This window comes from Casimicrobium huifangae (assembly GCF_009746125.1).
In the GTDB taxonomy this organism is placed as follows: Bacteria; Pseudomonadota; Gammaproteobacteria; order Burkholderiales; family Casimicrobiaceae; genus Casimicrobium; species Casimicrobium huifangae.
On record NZ_CP041352.1, the window covers coordinates 1,657,252 to 1,671,851 of the forward strand.

Genomic DNA, 14,600 nt, shown 5'->3' on the forward strand with positions numbered 1-14,600 from the left:
CCGCGAGCAATCCTCAGGCGCGTGCCGCTGGCGTGATCTGCACGCCACTGGCCATTTCCTGCGCGGTCACCAGCTCGGCCACCATGCCATCGCCCAGACCCATCGCGCAGGCCTGCACCAGCGCCTGATGCACGGCTTCGCCGAGCCAGCTGGCCAGTGGCATGCTCTCGGTGAAGTGGGTGTAGTAGCGCAAGTCCTTGCGCGCGTTGTCGAGCTGAAACTTGAGGCCCTGCATGTCGCCATCCAGCGATTTCGCCATCGCCTGAAACAGGCCTGAATTGACACCGCCAGCGCTGACCACCCGAACCAGTTGCTTCGGATCAACGCCGGACTTCACTGCTGCGGCGAAAGCCTCGGCCGTGGCCGTGCAAATCGCCTGAGCGATGAAGTTGTTCATCAGCTTCACCTTGTGTCCAGCCCCCGGCGGACCGACGTGAAAGATGTTTTCGCAATAGGCCTTGAGCACCGGTTCGATCTGTGCGAACACCGCATCGTTGGCACCAACCATGGTGTTGAGCTTGCCCAGCTCGGCCTCCACCGGCGTGCGCGCCAGCGGCGCGTCAACGAATTCCACTCCGTGCTGCGCAAAGCGATCGCGCAAGGCGGCTGTGCTGGTCGGCTCGGCGGTCGAGGTGTCGATCACCACCAAACTGCGCCGCGCGGATTCGATGATGCCGTTGCTGCCGAAGCAGACCGCCTCGACTTCGGGCGAGCCGGTGACGCACAGGATCACGATGTCAGAGGCCGCAGCCACCTCGCGCGGCGACAGCAACTCAACTCCGCCCAGTGCGATCAGGTCGGCACCGGCGTCCGGGGCGCTACGGCGCTTGAGAAAAGATAGCGATTGGCCTTTGGCGACAATGTTTTTGGCAATGCCGTGGCCCATCAGGCCGATGCCGATAACGCCAATACTCGGTGAAGATGCGGTCATGTGATTGCTGTGAATGCCTGGTCTAGAAGCGGTCGCGGTCGCGGTTGACGGTGTTGTCGTTGCTGGCGACGGTGCCGAGCAGCACTGGTTTCAGGCTGTCGTCAATCGGCTTCGGGCCGAGCCAGATCTGCAGCAATGCCTGGAAGAACGACTCATCGGTGAAGGTCTCGCCGATCTTCTTGCCGTTGACGAGAATGATCATGCCGGTGCCCGGTATCAGGTCAACCGTGATGCTCTCGCCTTTCTTCAGCGACGGAATGGTGCCGAAAATCGCTCCGAGTTTGAGCAGATTATCGAAGTGCTTCTGCTGCTCCGCCGCCGGCAGGTTGGCGCGCATGCCGCCCAGCAGTCCTTTCGAGAAGTCGTTGGAATTGACCTCGCGCAGCAGGGCCAGATGGATGCGCTTTGCCCCTTTGAGCGCGCCAATATCATTGCTGGTGTTGCGCTTCTGCGGCAGGTAGAGCGATGCCACGTAGACGCGCACGAAACCCGCCGCCGCGTAGCGGATGCCAGCACCGTTGAGCACCAGCTCCTGGTTGGCCACGCGCACTTTTTCGTCCACTTTCAGGCCTGCGACATCGAGCGCCCATGTGTTTTGCGTCGCGGCGGCGAGACCAGCCAGTGCCAGGGAAGCGAAAAGGGTACGGCTGCGACCGGCCACGCGAGTGGCGGCATTCGCAAGCATCGAGTTGTTCATAAATCCTCCGTTTGGGGTTTGGGTGCCGCATTCGTGGCGTGACACCTCAGACAATTAGAAGCAGAGAATAGTTTAGGCAGTTTCGCGCCCGGCTGCCTGCAATCCGGGCAGGCACTCAGCCAAGGCCGATGCGATCAAGCGGGCCGTTGCCAACGCGCAACACTTCTGGCGCGTCACCGGTGAGATCAACCACGGTGGTAGCCAGTTCAGGGCTTTGCCCGGCATCAAGGATGAGCCCGAGGCTTGCCGGCATCCGCTCGGCGATGGCTTCCGGGTCGTTCAGCGCCACGTCCTCATCTGGCGGGATCAGCGTGGCGGAAAGGATCGGCTCCCCTAGCTCGGTCAGCAGGGCCTGCACCACTGGGTGATCGGGTACCCGCAGACCCAAGGTGGCCCGCTTTGGATGCAGCAGCCGTTTTGGCACCTCGCGGGTGCCTTCGAGGATGAAGGTGTAAGGCCCGGGGGTTGCCAGTTTCAGCAGCCGGAAGGCCCGGTTGTCGACGCGGGCGTACTTGCCAAGCTCGGACAGATCGGCGCAGACCAGCGTCAGGTGATGCTTGTCGTCCACACCGCGCAGTTGCCGCAGGCGTCGCAGGGCGTCGGCGTCGCCCAGATGACAGCCCAGCGCGTAGGAGCTGTCGGTCGGGTAGGCAATCACGGCTCCGTCACGCAGCATCTGCGCTGCCTGCCGGACCAGACGAAGCTGAGGATTCTCTGGGTGAACGTAAAAACGTTGCGTCATAATATGCGTATTCTATCGCCGAATAAGTGAGCGCAGACGACGGGCGTCAGTACCGCCATCGCACTGCGCACTGATTGCAAGCTACACCCACAATGAACCTGCAGCAAATCAAATTCGTCTGTGCCGTTGTCGAGAGCGGTTTCAGTGTGTCCGAAGCGGCGGTGGCCTGCTACACCGCGCAGCCGGTGGTCAGCAAGCACATCAAGACGCTTGAAGACGAGCTCGGCCTGAAAATCTTTGAACGGCGCGGCAAGCGCTTTACCGGCCTGACGCAGGCGGGCGAGGAGGCCTATGCGATCGCGAAGCGGCTGAACGGCGATGCCTCCAGCCTGAAGGCGCTGGCTTCCGACATGAGTAACGCCAAGGAGGGCGTATTGACCATCGCTACCACGCATACGCAGGCGCGCTACGTGTTGCCGCGCGTGGTGACGCAGTTCGGCGCCAAGTATCCTGGCGTCAAGCTCAAGCTCAAGCAGGGCAACCCCAAGCAGTGCGCCGACTGGGTGGCGGGCAGCGAAGCCGATCTGGCGATTGCCACCGAAGCGCTGTCGCTGGATCCGCTGCTGGTGACGCTGCCGTGCTATCGCTGGAACCGTTGCGTAATCGCGCCGCCGAAACACCCGCTGGCGAAGGAGAAAGTGCTTTCCATCGAGGCGCTGTCGAAATATCCGCTGATCACTTACGACACCGCATTCACCGGCCGCTCGCAGGTGGATCGTGCCTTTGCCAGTGCCGGGTTTGCACCGAATGTGGCGCTCACCGCGCTCGACTCCGACGTGATCAAGACTTATGTACGGTTGAACGTTGGCGTCGGCATTCTTGCCGAGATGGCCTATGAACCGAAGGTGGACGCTGATCTCAAGCGCATGGATGCATCGCATCTGTTTGCACCCTCGATCACCCGTGTTGGCCTGCGCCGCAACGCGTTCCTGCGCCGCTTCGCCTATGATTTCATCGTGATGTTTGCACCGTCGCTGAAACGCACGGAAATTGAAGAGGCCGTTTTTGCCAAAGCCTGATGTGCCCGATGTTGTAGCTGCCCCGGCACCGTCCTCAACCCCCGAACCCCCGCCTTCTGCCAACGCTGAACTGATCGCCCGCTACGCCGATGGCCGTGAGCGACTCAAGCTCACCTGGTTGCTGGCGGCGCTGTCGATGCTGGGGCCGTTTTCGATCGACACTTATCTACCGGCGTTTCCGGCGATGGAAGCCGCGCTGCCGGCGACCGAAGTGCAGATGCAGCTCACGCTGACGGTCTACTTCATCGGCTTCGCCATTGTCTCCCTGTTTCACGGTGCGATCAGCGATTCGATCGGGCGCAAACCGGTGATCATCGGCACCATTGCCGTGCACGCGATGGGTTCGGTGGGCTGCGCGCTGTCGCAGTCGATCGAATCGCTGCTGGTGTTTCGTGCCTTGCAGGGCTGCTTCGCGGGGGCCGGCTTTGTGGTGGGACGGGCGGTCGTGCGCGACCTGTTTGCCGGCGACGAAGCACAGCGGCAACTGTCACGCATCCAGATGCTTTTCGCGCTGGCGCCCATCGTGGCGCCGATTCTTGGCGGCTGGCTGGTGGCGCAACTGGCGTGGCCGGCAATCTTCTGGTTTCTCGGTGGCTACGGCCTGCTGCTGATCGTGTGGACGCAGATCGGACTGGTCGAGTCTCACCCGGCAGAGCACCGGCTGCTGCTGGCAGTGAAGCCGCTGGCCGCGACCTACTGGCGAATGTTTTTCAATCGCGAATTCCAGTTGCTGGCGGCGATTCCGGGCATCAATTTCGTCGGATTTTTCACCTACATCGCGGGGGCGCCGGCCTTTCTGATGCGCCACCTCGGGCTGCGCAACACCGACTTTGCGGCGCTGTTCATCCCCGGCATCGCCGGGATCACGCTGGCGGCGTGGTGCTCCGGGCGCCTGGCCGGACGCGTCAGCCACCAGCGGCAAATGCGCTGGGGTTTCAGCGTGATGATCGGCGCCGCACTGGCCAATGTCGCTGTCAGCCTGTGGCTGCCGGCGGGCGTTGTCTGGAACATTGCTCCGATCGCGATCTATACCTTTGGCATGGCACTCGTCACCCCCTGCATTACGCTCAAGCTGCTCGATGCCTTCGCCCATGCCCGCGGCAGCGTGTCGGCGTTGCAGTCGTCCACCCACGTCGGGATGATGGCGCTGACCACGGCAGTCATCGTTCCCTTCGCGCAGCAAAGCCTGCAGCGGTTCGCCGCAGTGATGCTTGCCTCAGTGCTGATTGGGACCTTGTTGTGGAAAATCTATCTGGCTACGCACCCGCCAGCACCCACGCCCGCCACCTGAACCGATCCTCGCCTCATGAAAACATCCGTGTTCCGCGCCTTTCTCGCCACTGCGTTCGCCGTCGGCAGCATGGCCTTGTTGCCGCAGCAGGCCGCCGCGCAGATCAACAAAGGGCTCCCGCTGGTGGAGCTGACGATTGGCAAGGCGAAGCTCAAGGCAGAGGTGGCGGCTGACAACAACACGCGCACCGTCGGACTGATGAACCGCTTTTCACTGCAGCCCGATCACGGCATGCTGTTCGTTTTCGCCCAGAGCCAGCCGCTGGCGTTCTGGATGAAGAACACCTATGTGCCACTGTCGATTGCCTACATCGACGCGCAGGGTGTGATCCTCAATATCCTCGACATGAAGCCACACGACGAGTCGACCCACCCGTCGGCCGGCGCCGCGCTCTACGCGCTGGAAATGAAGCAGGGCTGGTTCAAGGATCGCGGCATCGTGGCCGGCAATCGCGTCGAAGGGCTCGACAAGGCGGGCAAGGCCAGGCAGTAGGGGCATCGGACCGGGCGGACCGCAGCTGCTATCGACGGCGCTACGGCCCGGAAATACCGGGGCCGTCGAACGACTACTGGCCAGCAACTTTTTCGCAGAAGCCATATCAAGGATGGGCTCGAAGCGGGAAATCGTCAAAAGCCGACTTTACAGATAATGAGCCTGTAGCCCAAATCAAATAATGGTTTTAGCGAAAAGCCATTGGCTCCCGCCCCCGGCTTCGCAACGAGCCGTCATGAAACAATACGATCATGCAAAGCGAAGTTGTCCTGCCCAAACACGTCCCGATTGCTTACAGTACTCGTGGCAACTATGTCGAAAACGTCTTCTATGGCTCGGTTGCGGTGGTTGACCGTGACGGCAAGCTGATCGCCCACGTTGGCGACGTCGACTATCCGATCTTTACCCGTTCTGCGCTGAAGCCCCTGCAGGCGTTGCCGCTGGTGGCCAATCCCCGCTTTGCCGAATACGGTCTGACGCCTGCCGAAATTGCGCTCCTGTGCTCCAGTCACAATGGTGAACCGGTCCATGCCGAGACGGCTGGCCGCCTGCTGGCCAAGGTGGGGTTGACCGAAGCCGCCCTGCAATGCGGCAGCCACACGCCATACTGGTATCAGTGGAACAACGAACGCCCCGATCCAGACAAGCGCTGGAGCCCGCTGTTCCACAACTGCTCGGGCAAGCATTCCGGCATGCTTCTGCAGGCGAAGCTGCTGGCGGCGCCGGCTGATCACTATCTCGACCCGGAAAGCCCGGTGCAACGGGCGATCCGCGACGCCGTTGGCTACGCCTGCGGTGCCGACGACCCTGCCGCCATGCCCTCGGGCACCGACGGCTGCAGCGCGCCAAACTTTGCGGTGCCGCTGGTCGGGCTGGCGCGGGCGTTTGCCTGGATGACGCGCGATGAGGCGGACCCGCGCTACGGCACGGCGCCGAAAACGCTGTTCGAGGCCATGGCGGCGCACCCCGAGATGGTCTCCGGCGCCGGTCGCAACGATCTCGCGCTGGCCACCGCCGGGCGCGGCGACTGGGCCAACAAGGTGGGCGCCGACGGCGTGCAGACACTGGCCAGCCGCTCGCGTGGCATCGGCATCGCTGCCAAGGTCAGCGACGGCAACCTCAAGGCACTCATGGTCGCCTTTTGCAGCGTGCTGGAACAGCTTGGCATGCTTGATGATACGGCGAAGGCAGCGCTCGAATCGTGGTCGAGAGTGCCGATCAAGTCGATCCGTGGCATTGAAGTCGGCGCCATCGAACCCCATGTGCTGCTCAAGCGGACGGCGTAGCTGGCTGGCAGTCAGTTGCGGGCAACAATGAACTTTGCCCCGATGGGCCGGTCATTAGCGTAGACCGGTCGCGTTGGCGCTGATATCGCCCGGCAGACAGAATAAAAAAGGGAACTCGCCGATGAGCGACCGGGTGGTCGATCAGGAACTTGTTGAACGTGTACAGGCAGGTGACAAGCGTGCCTTTGACTTGCTCGTGCTCAAATACCAGCGCAAGGTGCAGCGGCTGGTGGCTCGCTTTGTGCGTGACCAGGGCGAGGTCGACGACGTGGTGCAGGAAGCGTTCATCAAGGCGTACCGCGCCCTGCCGACCTTTCGCGGCGACGCGGCGTTTTATACGTGGATTTATCGCATCGCCATCAATTGCGCCAAGAATTACCTTGCCAGCCCCGGCCGCCGCATCATCCCGCAGAGCGATCTGCTTTCCGAGGATGACGACGACGCGGAATCTTTTGACCGCAACGATGGTCTACACGATGTCGCAACCCCGGACGCCGAATACGCCAGCAAGCAGATTGCGGAAACGGTCAACCGGGCGATGGCGGCGCTGCCTGAGGATTTGCGGATGGCGGTGACGCTGCGGGAAATTGAGGGCTTGAGTTACGAAGAGATCGCAGAGGCGATGGATTGTCCGATCGGAACGGTGCGCAGCCGCATCTTCCGGGCACGGGAGGCAATCGCGACCGAACTGCGACCGTTGTTGGGAACGCGGGAAGACAGGAGATGGTAGGGATGAACGGCAACATGGAAAGCGGCTCGGGCAACACCGATCTGCCGCTGGCAACCCGGGAGCAGATTTCGCGCTGGCTCGACGGCGACATTGCGTCGCATGAAATCGAACTGGCGATGACCACGCTGGCCAAGCAGGACGGCCGCTATTGCTGGGCCGAAATGCACTTCGTCGGCGATTGCATACGAGGGCTGGAAAACACGCCGCACGGCTGTGCCGACCGCATTCGCGCCGCCATCGCTGCCGAACCTGCGATCGTGGCACCGCTGGCCCGTCAGACGCGTGAGGCACGAGAAGCCGCGGAGCACAAACAGCGCGGCGTCATGGCAGCCATGTCGTCAATGGGTCGAGGTGGCCGTGCCTGGGCGACTGCTGCTGCGGTAGCGGCGGTTGGCTTTGTTGGCACCGTGGTCTACAAGGACATGGCGGCACCCGGTACGCCGGGGGCGGTCGCTACCGGGCCATCCGCAGTGGTGGCTACGCCGGTGGCGTCCCGCCCGGTACAGGATTTTTCGGCTTATGAGCAGGCGCATCGGGAAAGTGCCGATGTCGCCAGTATGTCGCCGATGCGGCAGTACCTGCGTCCAGCCGTCATCGTTCAGGGTCAGTAAGAGGGTTTCATCGCCGTGACTGCTGTGACCGTGACGACCCTGACGTCTATTGCTGCCCGTTTCGAGCGGGCAACCCGCTTCGCAGCCCGCCGTTTCGCTCGCGTGCCAATGCTCGCGGCGGCGCTGGTGGGCAGCTCCGGCGTGACGCTGACGAGCGTCGCCTGGGCGCAAAGCGGCGGCTTGCCCTTGCCCTCGTCGCAGGCAGTGAGTTCAGTGCCCAGTGTCGGGCAAATCCTGCAACAGGCGGCGAGCGCGGCCTCGTCGCTGAATTACTCCGGCACCATCACTTACCAGCGTCGTGGCGCTGTCGAGACCTCACGTATCGTGCACCTGTTTGAAAACGGTGTCGAAATGGAACGCATCACGACGCTTGATGGGCCACCTTACGAGGTGATTCGGGTCAACGACGAGCTGACCTGTTACTTGCCGGAAGCCCGCCTGATCCGCATTGAACCTCGCACTGGGCGGCAGGGCTTCCCTTCGCTGTTGCCCAAGCAGATGGCGACGCTGGCGCAGCAGTTCACGGTAAAGAAGCTCGAAATCGAACGCGTCGCCGGGCACGACGCCCAAGTGTGGATGTTCGAGCCCAATGATGAATTCCGTTTCTGGCACAAGCTCTGGACGGAGCTGAAGACCGGCCTCTGGCTGCGGGGGCGGGTGCTCGATGAGTCGGGCAAGGTGATTGAAGAAATTACGTTCAGCGATATCCGTATTGGTGGACGAATTGATCGTGAGCAGCTGAAGCCGACGCTGGTCAACAATGTTGCAAATTGGCGGGTTGATCGCAAACTGCCGATCAACGCGGTCAAGACTGATACTGGCTGGGTAGCGAAACTGTTACCGGCTGGTTTCGTCAAGATTGGCGAGACCTTCATGCGCGCGCTGCCCGGTCGTACCGAGCCGGTGTCGCAACTGGTTTATTCCGATGGCCTGACGTCCGTGTCCGTTTATGCTGCGCCCTTGGCCGCTGGTGAATCGCCAACGCTCGGCGCCAGCGTGCAGGGTTCGCATCAGGTATTCACTCGTCAGGCGAACGACCAGTTGATCACTGCATTCGGTGATGCCCGACCGGCAGCGGTAAAGGCGATCGCCAACTCGCTTGCCCGCAAGTAGCGCCAGGCGAAATTCCGGCCAACTTCGGCTTGGGATCAGTTTGCTTCAAGCAGAACAGATTTCAGATTTTTTTCGTTCAATGTCAATGTAGCGTTCACGTAAAGTTTTCAGGAGAAAAACCGTGAAAAAGTCAGTTATCGCTTCCCTCTTGGCCGTCGGCGCACTTGGCGTGACGGTCGCTGCTTTCACCTCGCCGCATGGCGCTGCCGTCGCGCAGTCGCAGATTGTCGCGCAGAGCACTGCTGTCGCCCAGGCGCCGCAAGGACTGCCGGATTTCGTTTCGCTTTACGAGCGAAACAGCCCATCGGTGGTGTCGATCAGTGTCAGCAGCACGCCGGGTCGAAACCGCGCGCGCGGCAACGACGACAACGCAACGCCGGACCGCGACGACATGGAAGAATTTTTCCGCCGCTACTTCGGGCAAGGGCAGGGGCGCGGTGCACCCCGCAATTTCCGTCGCCAGGGCGGCGGTTCGGGGTTCATCATTTCTTCCGACGGCATGATCGTCACCAATAGTCACGTGGTCGAAGATGCTGATGAAGTGCTGGTGAAACTGACTGACAAGCGTGAGTTCAAGGCCAAGGTTCTCGGATCTGACAAGCGCTCCGACGTCGCGGTCATCAAGATTGATGCGACCGGCTTGCCAGCGGTCAAGGTGGGCAATCCGACCAACCTGAAGATCGGCGAGTGGGTGGCGGCTATCGGGCAGCCGCTTGGCTTCGAAAGCACCTTGACAACCGGCGTGGTCAGCGCCAAAGGTCGGGCCAGTCGCGGCAACGACGCGACAGGCGACCTCGTGCCGTTCATCCAGCACGATGCTGCCGTCAATCCGGGAAACTCGGGTGGTCCATTGTTCAACACGCGTGGAGAAGTGGTCGCCATCAATTCGATGATCGCGACGGTAAGCGGTGGCTTCCAGGGCATCTCGTTCGCCATCCCCATTGATTTGGCGATGGATGTGGTGGGGCAACTGCGCGCTGGCGGGTCGGTGAAGCGCGGCATGCTGGGTGTCAACATCGGGCCGGTGACACGTGATCTCGCCGATGCGTTTGGTCTCTCCAAACCGCAAGGCGCGCTTGTTGCGGGCGTAACGAAAGGCAGTGCGGCCGAGAAGGCTGGAATGAAGGAGGGCGACGTGGTCCTGAAGTTCAATGACCGCGCTGTCGAGGATTCGCGTGATCTGCCGCGCTTCGTTACTTCTGCTCGCCCCGGCACCCCTTCCAGGGTGCAGGTGTGGCGTGACGGCAAGACGGTGGAACTGAGTGTCACCCTCGATGAGTACAAGGACGCTACGCAAGTCGCATCGGTTCAGTCCAGTACCCCAGGAAAAAAGGAGCCGGCGAAGTCAGATGCCACCAGCGAAGGGCGGCTTGGTCTGATGCTGCGTCCGTTGACAGAAAAGGAGCGCGAGGCTGCGAAACTGGCGAATGGCGGCGCGGTTGTTGCCGATCTGTCCGACAAGTCAACGGCCGAGGCACTTGCCAAAGGCGACATCATCGTCGGCGTAACCCGCAAGGGCAAGTCAACTGCGGTGACCGGACCCGCGCAGCTGGCCGAGCTGATCAAAGGTGCAGAAAAGGGCTCCACGCTGGCCTTTAGGGTGAAGCGGCCGGCAGATCGTACCGGCAGCGAGTACAGCGAGTTCTTCGCGCCGGAGAAATTGCCGGAGTGAGTCCTGTCTGCCGGACATGCCGGGCAGCGCCGAAACGCTAAAATTAGCGGTTAGCCACGAAAAGGCCAACGGGATCGACCACCGAGTCGGCGCCCGGTGGCCTTTTCCATTTTTCTCGCATGCAGAACATTCGCAACTTTTCGATCATCGCGCACATCGACCACGGCAAGTCAACCCTGGCTGATCGCTTCATTCAGCGCTGCGGCGGCCTCTCGGATCGCGAGATGACCGAGCAGGTCCTTGATTCGATGGATCTCGAAAAAGAGCGTGGCATTACGATCAAGGCGCAAACGGCAGCGCTAAGCTATAAGGCGCGAGACGGTCAGATTTACAACCTCAACCTGATCGACACGCCGGGTCACGTCGACTTTTCGTACGAAGTGTCGCGTTCGCTTTCCGCGTGCGAGGGCGCTCTTCTGGTGGTTGACGCCTCGCAAGGCGTGGAAGCACAGACGGTCGCCAACTGCTACACGGCCATCGAGCTGGGCGTCGAAGTGGTGCCAGTGCTCAACAAAATTGACTTGCCGAGCGCCGACCCGGATCGCGTGAAGGAGGAAATCGAGGATGTTGTTGGTGTCGATGCCACCGACGCCGTGCCGTGTTCCGCCAAGACCGGGCAAGGGATCGATGACATCCTCGAAGCGGTCGTCGCCAAGATCCCGCCACCTACCGGCGACCCGGAAGCGCCGCTCAAGGCGCTCATTATCGATAGCTGGTTTGACAACTATGTCGGCGTTGTAATGCTGGTGCGCGTGTTTGACGGCACCCTGCGCCCGAAGGACAAGATCAGCTTCATGGCGACAGGGCGATCGCATCTGTGCGAGCAGGTCGGCGTGTTTGCACCTCGCTCGACACAGCGCGAGTCGATCTCTGCCGGGCAAGTGGGCTTCGTCATTGCCGGTATCAAGGAGCTGGATTCGGCCAAAGTGGGCGATACCATTACTCACGCCCAAAAGCCGGCAGCGACCCCACTGCCAGGTTTCAAGGAGGTCAAACCGCAGGTGTTTGCCGGTCTTTATCCGGTTGAAGCCAACCAGTACGAAGCGCTGCGCGAGGCGCTCGAGAAGTTGAAGCTTAACGACGCGTCCCTGCACTTTGAACCCGAGGTGTCGCAGGCGCTGGGCTTCGGCTTTCGCTGCGGCTTCCTGGGCCTGCTGCACATGGATGTGATCCAGGAGCGCCTGGAGCGCGAGTACGACATGGATCTTGTCACCACCGCGCCGACGGTGGTGTATCAGGTTGTGCAGCGCGACGGTACGGTGACCAACGTCGAAAATCCAGCCAAACTGCCCGATTTGTCGCGTGTTGAGGAGATCCGCGAGCCCATCATCACCGCGACAATCCTGATGCCACAGGAGTACGTCGGCCCGGTAATGACGCTTTGCAACGAGAAACGTGGTACCCAGGTCAACATGCAGTACATGGGCCGGCAGGTCATGCTCACGTACGACCTGCCAATGGCCGAAGTCGTGATGGACTTTTTTGACAAGCTGAAAAGCGTGTCGCGCGGTTATGCGTCCCTCGACTACGAATTCAAGGAGTTCCGCGCTGCCGACGTCGTCAAGCTCGACATCCTCATCAACGGCGACAAGGTGGATGCGCTATCGGTGATGGTGCATCGCGCGCAATCGGCCTACCGAGGGCGGCAGGTTGCCGCCAAGATGCGCGAATTGATTCCGCGCCAGATGTATGACGTGGCGGTGCAGGCTGCGATCGGAGCGCAGATCATCGCCCGGGAGAACGTCAAGGCCATGCGCAAGGACGTGCTCGCCAAGTGCTACGGTGGTGACATCACTCGCAAGAAGAAGCTGCTCGAAAAGCAGAAAGAAGGCAAGAAACGCATGAAGGCGGTGGGCTCAGTCGAAATTCCGCAGGAAGCCTTTCTCGCGATCCTGCAGACAGGTGACAAGTGATTGGCGCCCACCGCAGACCTTTGACGCCGCCGACAGACCTGTTGTCGCATTGCTGCCTGCGGTCGCCCTTTGTCGCGAAAAATGACAATTAATTCCTGATTCCGCACATCGAGTTGGGTATCCCGGCGTCGCGCCTTCACCGCTTTTGACCGCACAAATATGAAGTACCTCCCATCGCTCGCTCTTGCCGTACTTGTCGTCACCGCGCTGCGCGGCGTTTTCAGCGGCGCTCCCGTCAACTTTCCGCTATTGCTGTTGCTGGCTGTTGTGGTCTGCGGTATCGCCTGGGCTGCAGACAAGTTTTTCCTCGCCAAGCGCCGGACGGCTGGAGAGCAGTTGCACTGGGGGGTGGAGGTGCCTGCCTCAATCTTTACAGTGTTGCTGGTGGTATTCCTGCTGCGTTCGTTCCTGGCAGAACCGTTTCGCATTCCATCCAGTTCGATGCGGCCAGGCCTGGTGACTGGCGACTTCATTCTGGTCAACAAATTCAGCTATGGCATCCGACTGCCGGTGCTGGATAGCAAGGTAGTTGATACAGGCAGTCCGGCGCGCGGCGATGTGGCTGTGTTCAAGGCGCCACATGAGCCCGAAAAGGACTACATCAAGCGCATCATCGGTCTGCCCGGCGACACCATCGTCTACAAGGACAAGAAACTGACACTCAATGGCGAAGCAGTGCCACAGGTAGAAGATGGCACCTATAGCTACGTCGAATTTGGTCAGTTCCTGACGACCATCAAGTTCAGGGAAAAGCTTGGCACGCATGAGTACCTGATCGCACAATTTCCGCAGTTCCCGTCTTTCATCCCCAGTCAGAAGTATCCGGGCACCCCCGTCCCGACTTGCAGTGATGACGGCAATGCAGTGACGTGCAAGGTGCCGCCGGGGCACTATCTGGCGATGGGTGACAACCGCGACAACAGCCTTGACGGTCGCTACTGGGGTTTCGTTCCCGACAGTCATCTGCGCGGCAAGGCGTTCTTCATCTGGTTCAACTGGGACGACATTTCGTCGTTTGCTTTCAAGCGCGTGTTTCGCGGCATACAATAATTCGTGATTGAACTACCGATAAAGGCACCTGTGAATTTCAAGCACCAGCGTGGTCTGAGTCTGATTGGTTTCATTTTGATCGCGGCGATCGTTGCCTTCGTGATGTTCACCGCGTTCCGCTGTGTTCCGGCCTGGACAGAGTACTTTTCGCTGAAGAAAGTTTTGCAGCAGGTCGCGAACGAGTTTGGTGTTGAAGCCCAGGCACCCGCTATTCGAGCTTCGTTCGATCGGCGGGCAAGTATTGATGACCTGCCGGTCAGAGGTAAGGAGCTCGACATTCGCAAAGACAACGGGCGTATCAGCCTCTCGGTGACATACCAGCGCCAAGTTCCCGTCGCAGGCAATATGAGCCTGCTGTTTGACTTCGATGCGTCGGCTACAGGTAACCGATAGTTGAGTCTCGAAGCGTCCCTCGGCCATACCTTTCGCGAACCGCGTCTGCTGCGCGAGGCGTTGACGCATCGAAGTTTCGGCACGCCACACAATGAGCGCCTTGAATTCATCGGCGACGGCGTCCTGAACTGCACTATCGCGCTTGCCCTGTACGAAAAATTTCCAGAGTTGCCCGAGGGGCAGCTCTCGAGGATGCGTGCGAACCTGGTCAGCCAGCCAGCCTTGCACTCACTGGCGCAACGCCTGGACATTTCGCAGCATATTCGCATCGGTGAAGGTGAAGAGAAGAGCGGCGGACGAGAGCGGCCGTCCATGCTTGCCGATGCTTTGGAAGCCATTTTTGGTGCAATCCTGCTGGACTCCGGTTTTGATGCGGCGCAGGCTGCGATCAATCGCCTGTATGTAACGCGAATTGCCCAGGTGAATCCGCGCGAAGGCGGCAAGGATGCAAAAACCCGCTTGCAGGAGTTCATGCAATCCAAGCATTTGCCGTTGCCCACCTATAGCGTCGAACGTGTTGACGGCGAAGCCCACGCGCAGGTGTTCACCGTTCGCTGCAGTGTGCCCCAGGTGGATCAGGAAGCCGTTGGCCGTGGCTCGTCGAGGCGTGCGGCCGAGCAGCAGGCGGCCAATGCGGTGCTGAACAAGCTTGGAGTCTGA

General features: G+C 60.9%; 15 protein-coding genes. 12 read left to right on the forward strand and 3 right to left on the reverse strand.

Translation table 11 applies throughout. The annotated features are described in order from the left end of the window. Positions 1 to 13 precede the first annotated feature (13 nt). From FKL89_RS07585 to FKL89_RS07595, 3 genes are all read right to left on the reverse strand, one after another. On the reverse strand, positions 14 to 931 hold the full coding sequence (locus tag FKL89_RS07585) for an NAD(P)-dependent oxidoreductase (RefSeq protein ID WP_156862187.1): 918 nt from the start codon (positions 929 to 931) through the stop codon (positions 14 to 16). Positions 932 to 953: 22 nt separating this feature from the next. Continuing rightward, positions 954 to 1,628, reverse strand: a complete 675-nt coding sequence (locus FKL89_RS07590; RefSeq protein WP_156862188.1) for a chalcone isomerase family protein — start codon at positions 1,626 to 1,628, stop codon at positions 954 to 956. Positions 1,629 to 1,743: 115 nt separating this feature from the next. Continuing rightward, the gene (locus FKL89_RS07595) at positions 1,744 to 2,370 is read right to left on the reverse strand and encodes an L-threonylcarbamoyladenylate synthase (RefSeq protein WP_156862189.1); all 627 of its coding nucleotides are present in this window, start codon (positions 2,368 to 2,370) and stop codon (positions 1,744 to 1,746) included. Positions 2,371 to 2,462: 92 nt separating this feature from the next. Here FKL89_RS07595 and FKL89_RS07600 point away from each other — a divergent pair, with 92 nt between their 5' ends. The 12 genes from FKL89_RS07600 to rnc all read left to right on the forward strand — a co-directional run bounded on the left by FKL89_RS07600 (position 2,463) and on the right by rnc (position 14,600). Continuing rightward, entirely contained in the window at positions 2,463 to 3,389 is a 927-nt protein-coding gene (locus FKL89_RS07600; protein WP_156862190.1) for a CysB family HTH-type transcriptional regulator, read from the forward strand. A 1-nt stretch (position 3,390) separates the two neighbouring features. Continuing rightward, positions 3,391 to 4,680: a multidrug effflux MFS transporter gene (locus tag FKL89_RS07605; RefSeq protein ID WP_156862191.1), complete on the forward strand. Its 1,290-nt coding sequence runs from the start codon at positions 3,391 to 3,393 to the stop codon at positions 4,678 to 4,680. Between the two features lie 15 nt (positions 4,681 to 4,695). Then, a complete protein-coding gene (locus FKL89_RS07610; RefSeq protein ID WP_238363530.1) occupies positions 4,696 to 5,172 on the forward strand; it encodes a DUF192 domain-containing protein in 477 nt (158 codons plus the stop codon). 251 nt (positions 5,173 to 5,423) lie between these two features. Then, the gene (locus tag FKL89_RS07615; RefSeq protein ID WP_156862192.1) at positions 5,424 to 6,458 is read left to right on the forward strand and encodes an asparaginase; all 1,035 of its coding nucleotides are present in this window, start codon (positions 5,424 to 5,426) and stop codon (positions 6,456 to 6,458) included. 121 nt (positions 6,459 to 6,579) lie between these two features. Further along, positions 6,580 to 7,188 (forward strand): RNA polymerase sigma factor RpoE, encoded by a 609-nt coding sequence (gene rpoE / locus FKL89_RS07620; RefSeq protein ID WP_156864602.1) that lies wholly within the window; start codon positions 6,580 to 6,582, stop codon positions 7,186 to 7,188. A 2-nt stretch (positions 7,189 to 7,190) separates the two neighbouring features. Next, entirely contained in the window at positions 7,191 to 7,799 is a 609-nt protein-coding gene (locus tag FKL89_RS07625) for an RseA family anti-sigma factor (protein ID WP_162527437.1), read from the forward strand. A 15-nt stretch (positions 7,800 to 7,814) separates the two neighbouring features. After that, positions 7,815 to 8,912, forward strand: coding sequence for a MucB/RseB C-terminal domain-containing protein (locus FKL89_RS07630; RefSeq protein WP_156862194.1), 1,098 nt, complete (start codon positions 7,815 to 7,817; stop codon positions 8,910 to 8,912). Positions 8,913 to 9,033: 121 nt separating this feature from the next. Further along, the gene (locus tag FKL89_RS07635) at positions 9,034 to 10,584 is read left to right on the forward strand and encodes a Do family serine endopeptidase (RefSeq protein WP_238363531.1); all 1,551 of its coding nucleotides are present in this window, start codon (positions 9,034 to 9,036) and stop codon (positions 10,582 to 10,584) included. 119 nt (positions 10,585 to 10,703) lie between these two features. Continuing rightward, positions 10,704 to 12,497 carry a translation elongation factor 4 gene (gene lepA, locus FKL89_RS07640; RefSeq protein ID WP_156862195.1) on the forward strand — a complete coding sequence of 598 codons (1,794 nt, stop codon included), beginning with the start codon at positions 10,704 to 10,706 and terminating at the stop codon, positions 12,495 to 12,497. 159 nt (positions 12,498 to 12,656) lie between these two features. After that, positions 12,657 to 13,547, forward strand: a complete 891-nt coding sequence (gene lepB, locus FKL89_RS07645) for a signal peptidase I (protein WP_156862196.1) — start codon at positions 12,657 to 12,659, stop codon at positions 13,545 to 13,547. A 3-nt stretch (positions 13,548 to 13,550) separates the two neighbouring features. Then, positions 13,551 to 13,940 carry a DUF4845 domain-containing protein gene (locus FKL89_RS07650; RefSeq protein WP_156862197.1) on the forward strand — a complete coding sequence of 130 codons (390 nt, stop codon included), beginning with the start codon at positions 13,551 to 13,553 and terminating at the stop codon, positions 13,938 to 13,940. Continuing rightward, complete coding sequence (gene rnc, locus FKL89_RS07655) at positions 13,941 to 14,600, forward strand: ribonuclease III (RefSeq protein WP_156862198.1); 660 nt, start codon at positions 13,941 to 13,943, stop codon at positions 14,598 to 14,600.

Coding starts and splice junctions, on each gene's coding strand:
- FKL89_RS07595 (WP_156862189.1), bottom strand. CDS start 2,370: ATGACGCAACGTTTTTACGTTCACCCAGAGAATCCTCAGCTTCGTCTG.
- FKL89_RS07590 (WP_156862188.1), bottom strand. CDS start 1,628: ATGAACAACTCGATGCTTGCGAATGCCGCCACTCGCGTGGCCGGTCGC.
- rpoE (WP_156864602.1), top strand. CDS start 6,580: ATGAGCGACCGGGTGGTCGATCAGGAACTTGTTGAACGTGTACAGGCA.
- FKL89_RS07615 (WP_156862192.1), top strand. CDS start 5,424: ATGCAAAGCGAAGTTGTCCTGCCCAAACACGTCCCGATTGCTTACAGT.
- FKL89_RS07610 (WP_238363530.1), top strand. CDS start 4,696: ATGAAAACATCCGTGTTCCGCGCCTTTCTCGCCACTGCGTTCGCCGTC.
- FKL89_RS07600 (WP_156862190.1), top strand. CDS start 2,463: ATGAACCTGCAGCAAATCAAATTCGTCTGTGCCGTTGTCGAGAGCGGT.
- FKL89_RS07585 (WP_156862187.1), bottom strand. CDS start 931: ATGACCGCATCTTCACCGAGTATTGGCGTTATCGGCATCGGCCTGATG.
- lepB (WP_156862196.1), top strand. CDS start 12,657: ATGAAGTACCTCCCATCGCTCGCTCTTGCCGTACTTGTCGTCACCGCG.
- lepA (WP_156862195.1), top strand. CDS start 10,704: ATGCAGAACATTCGCAACTTTTCGATCATCGCGCACATCGACCACGGC.
- FKL89_RS07625 (WP_162527437.1), top strand. CDS start 7,191: ATGAACGGCAACATGGAAAGCGGCTCGGGCAACACCGATCTGCCGCTG.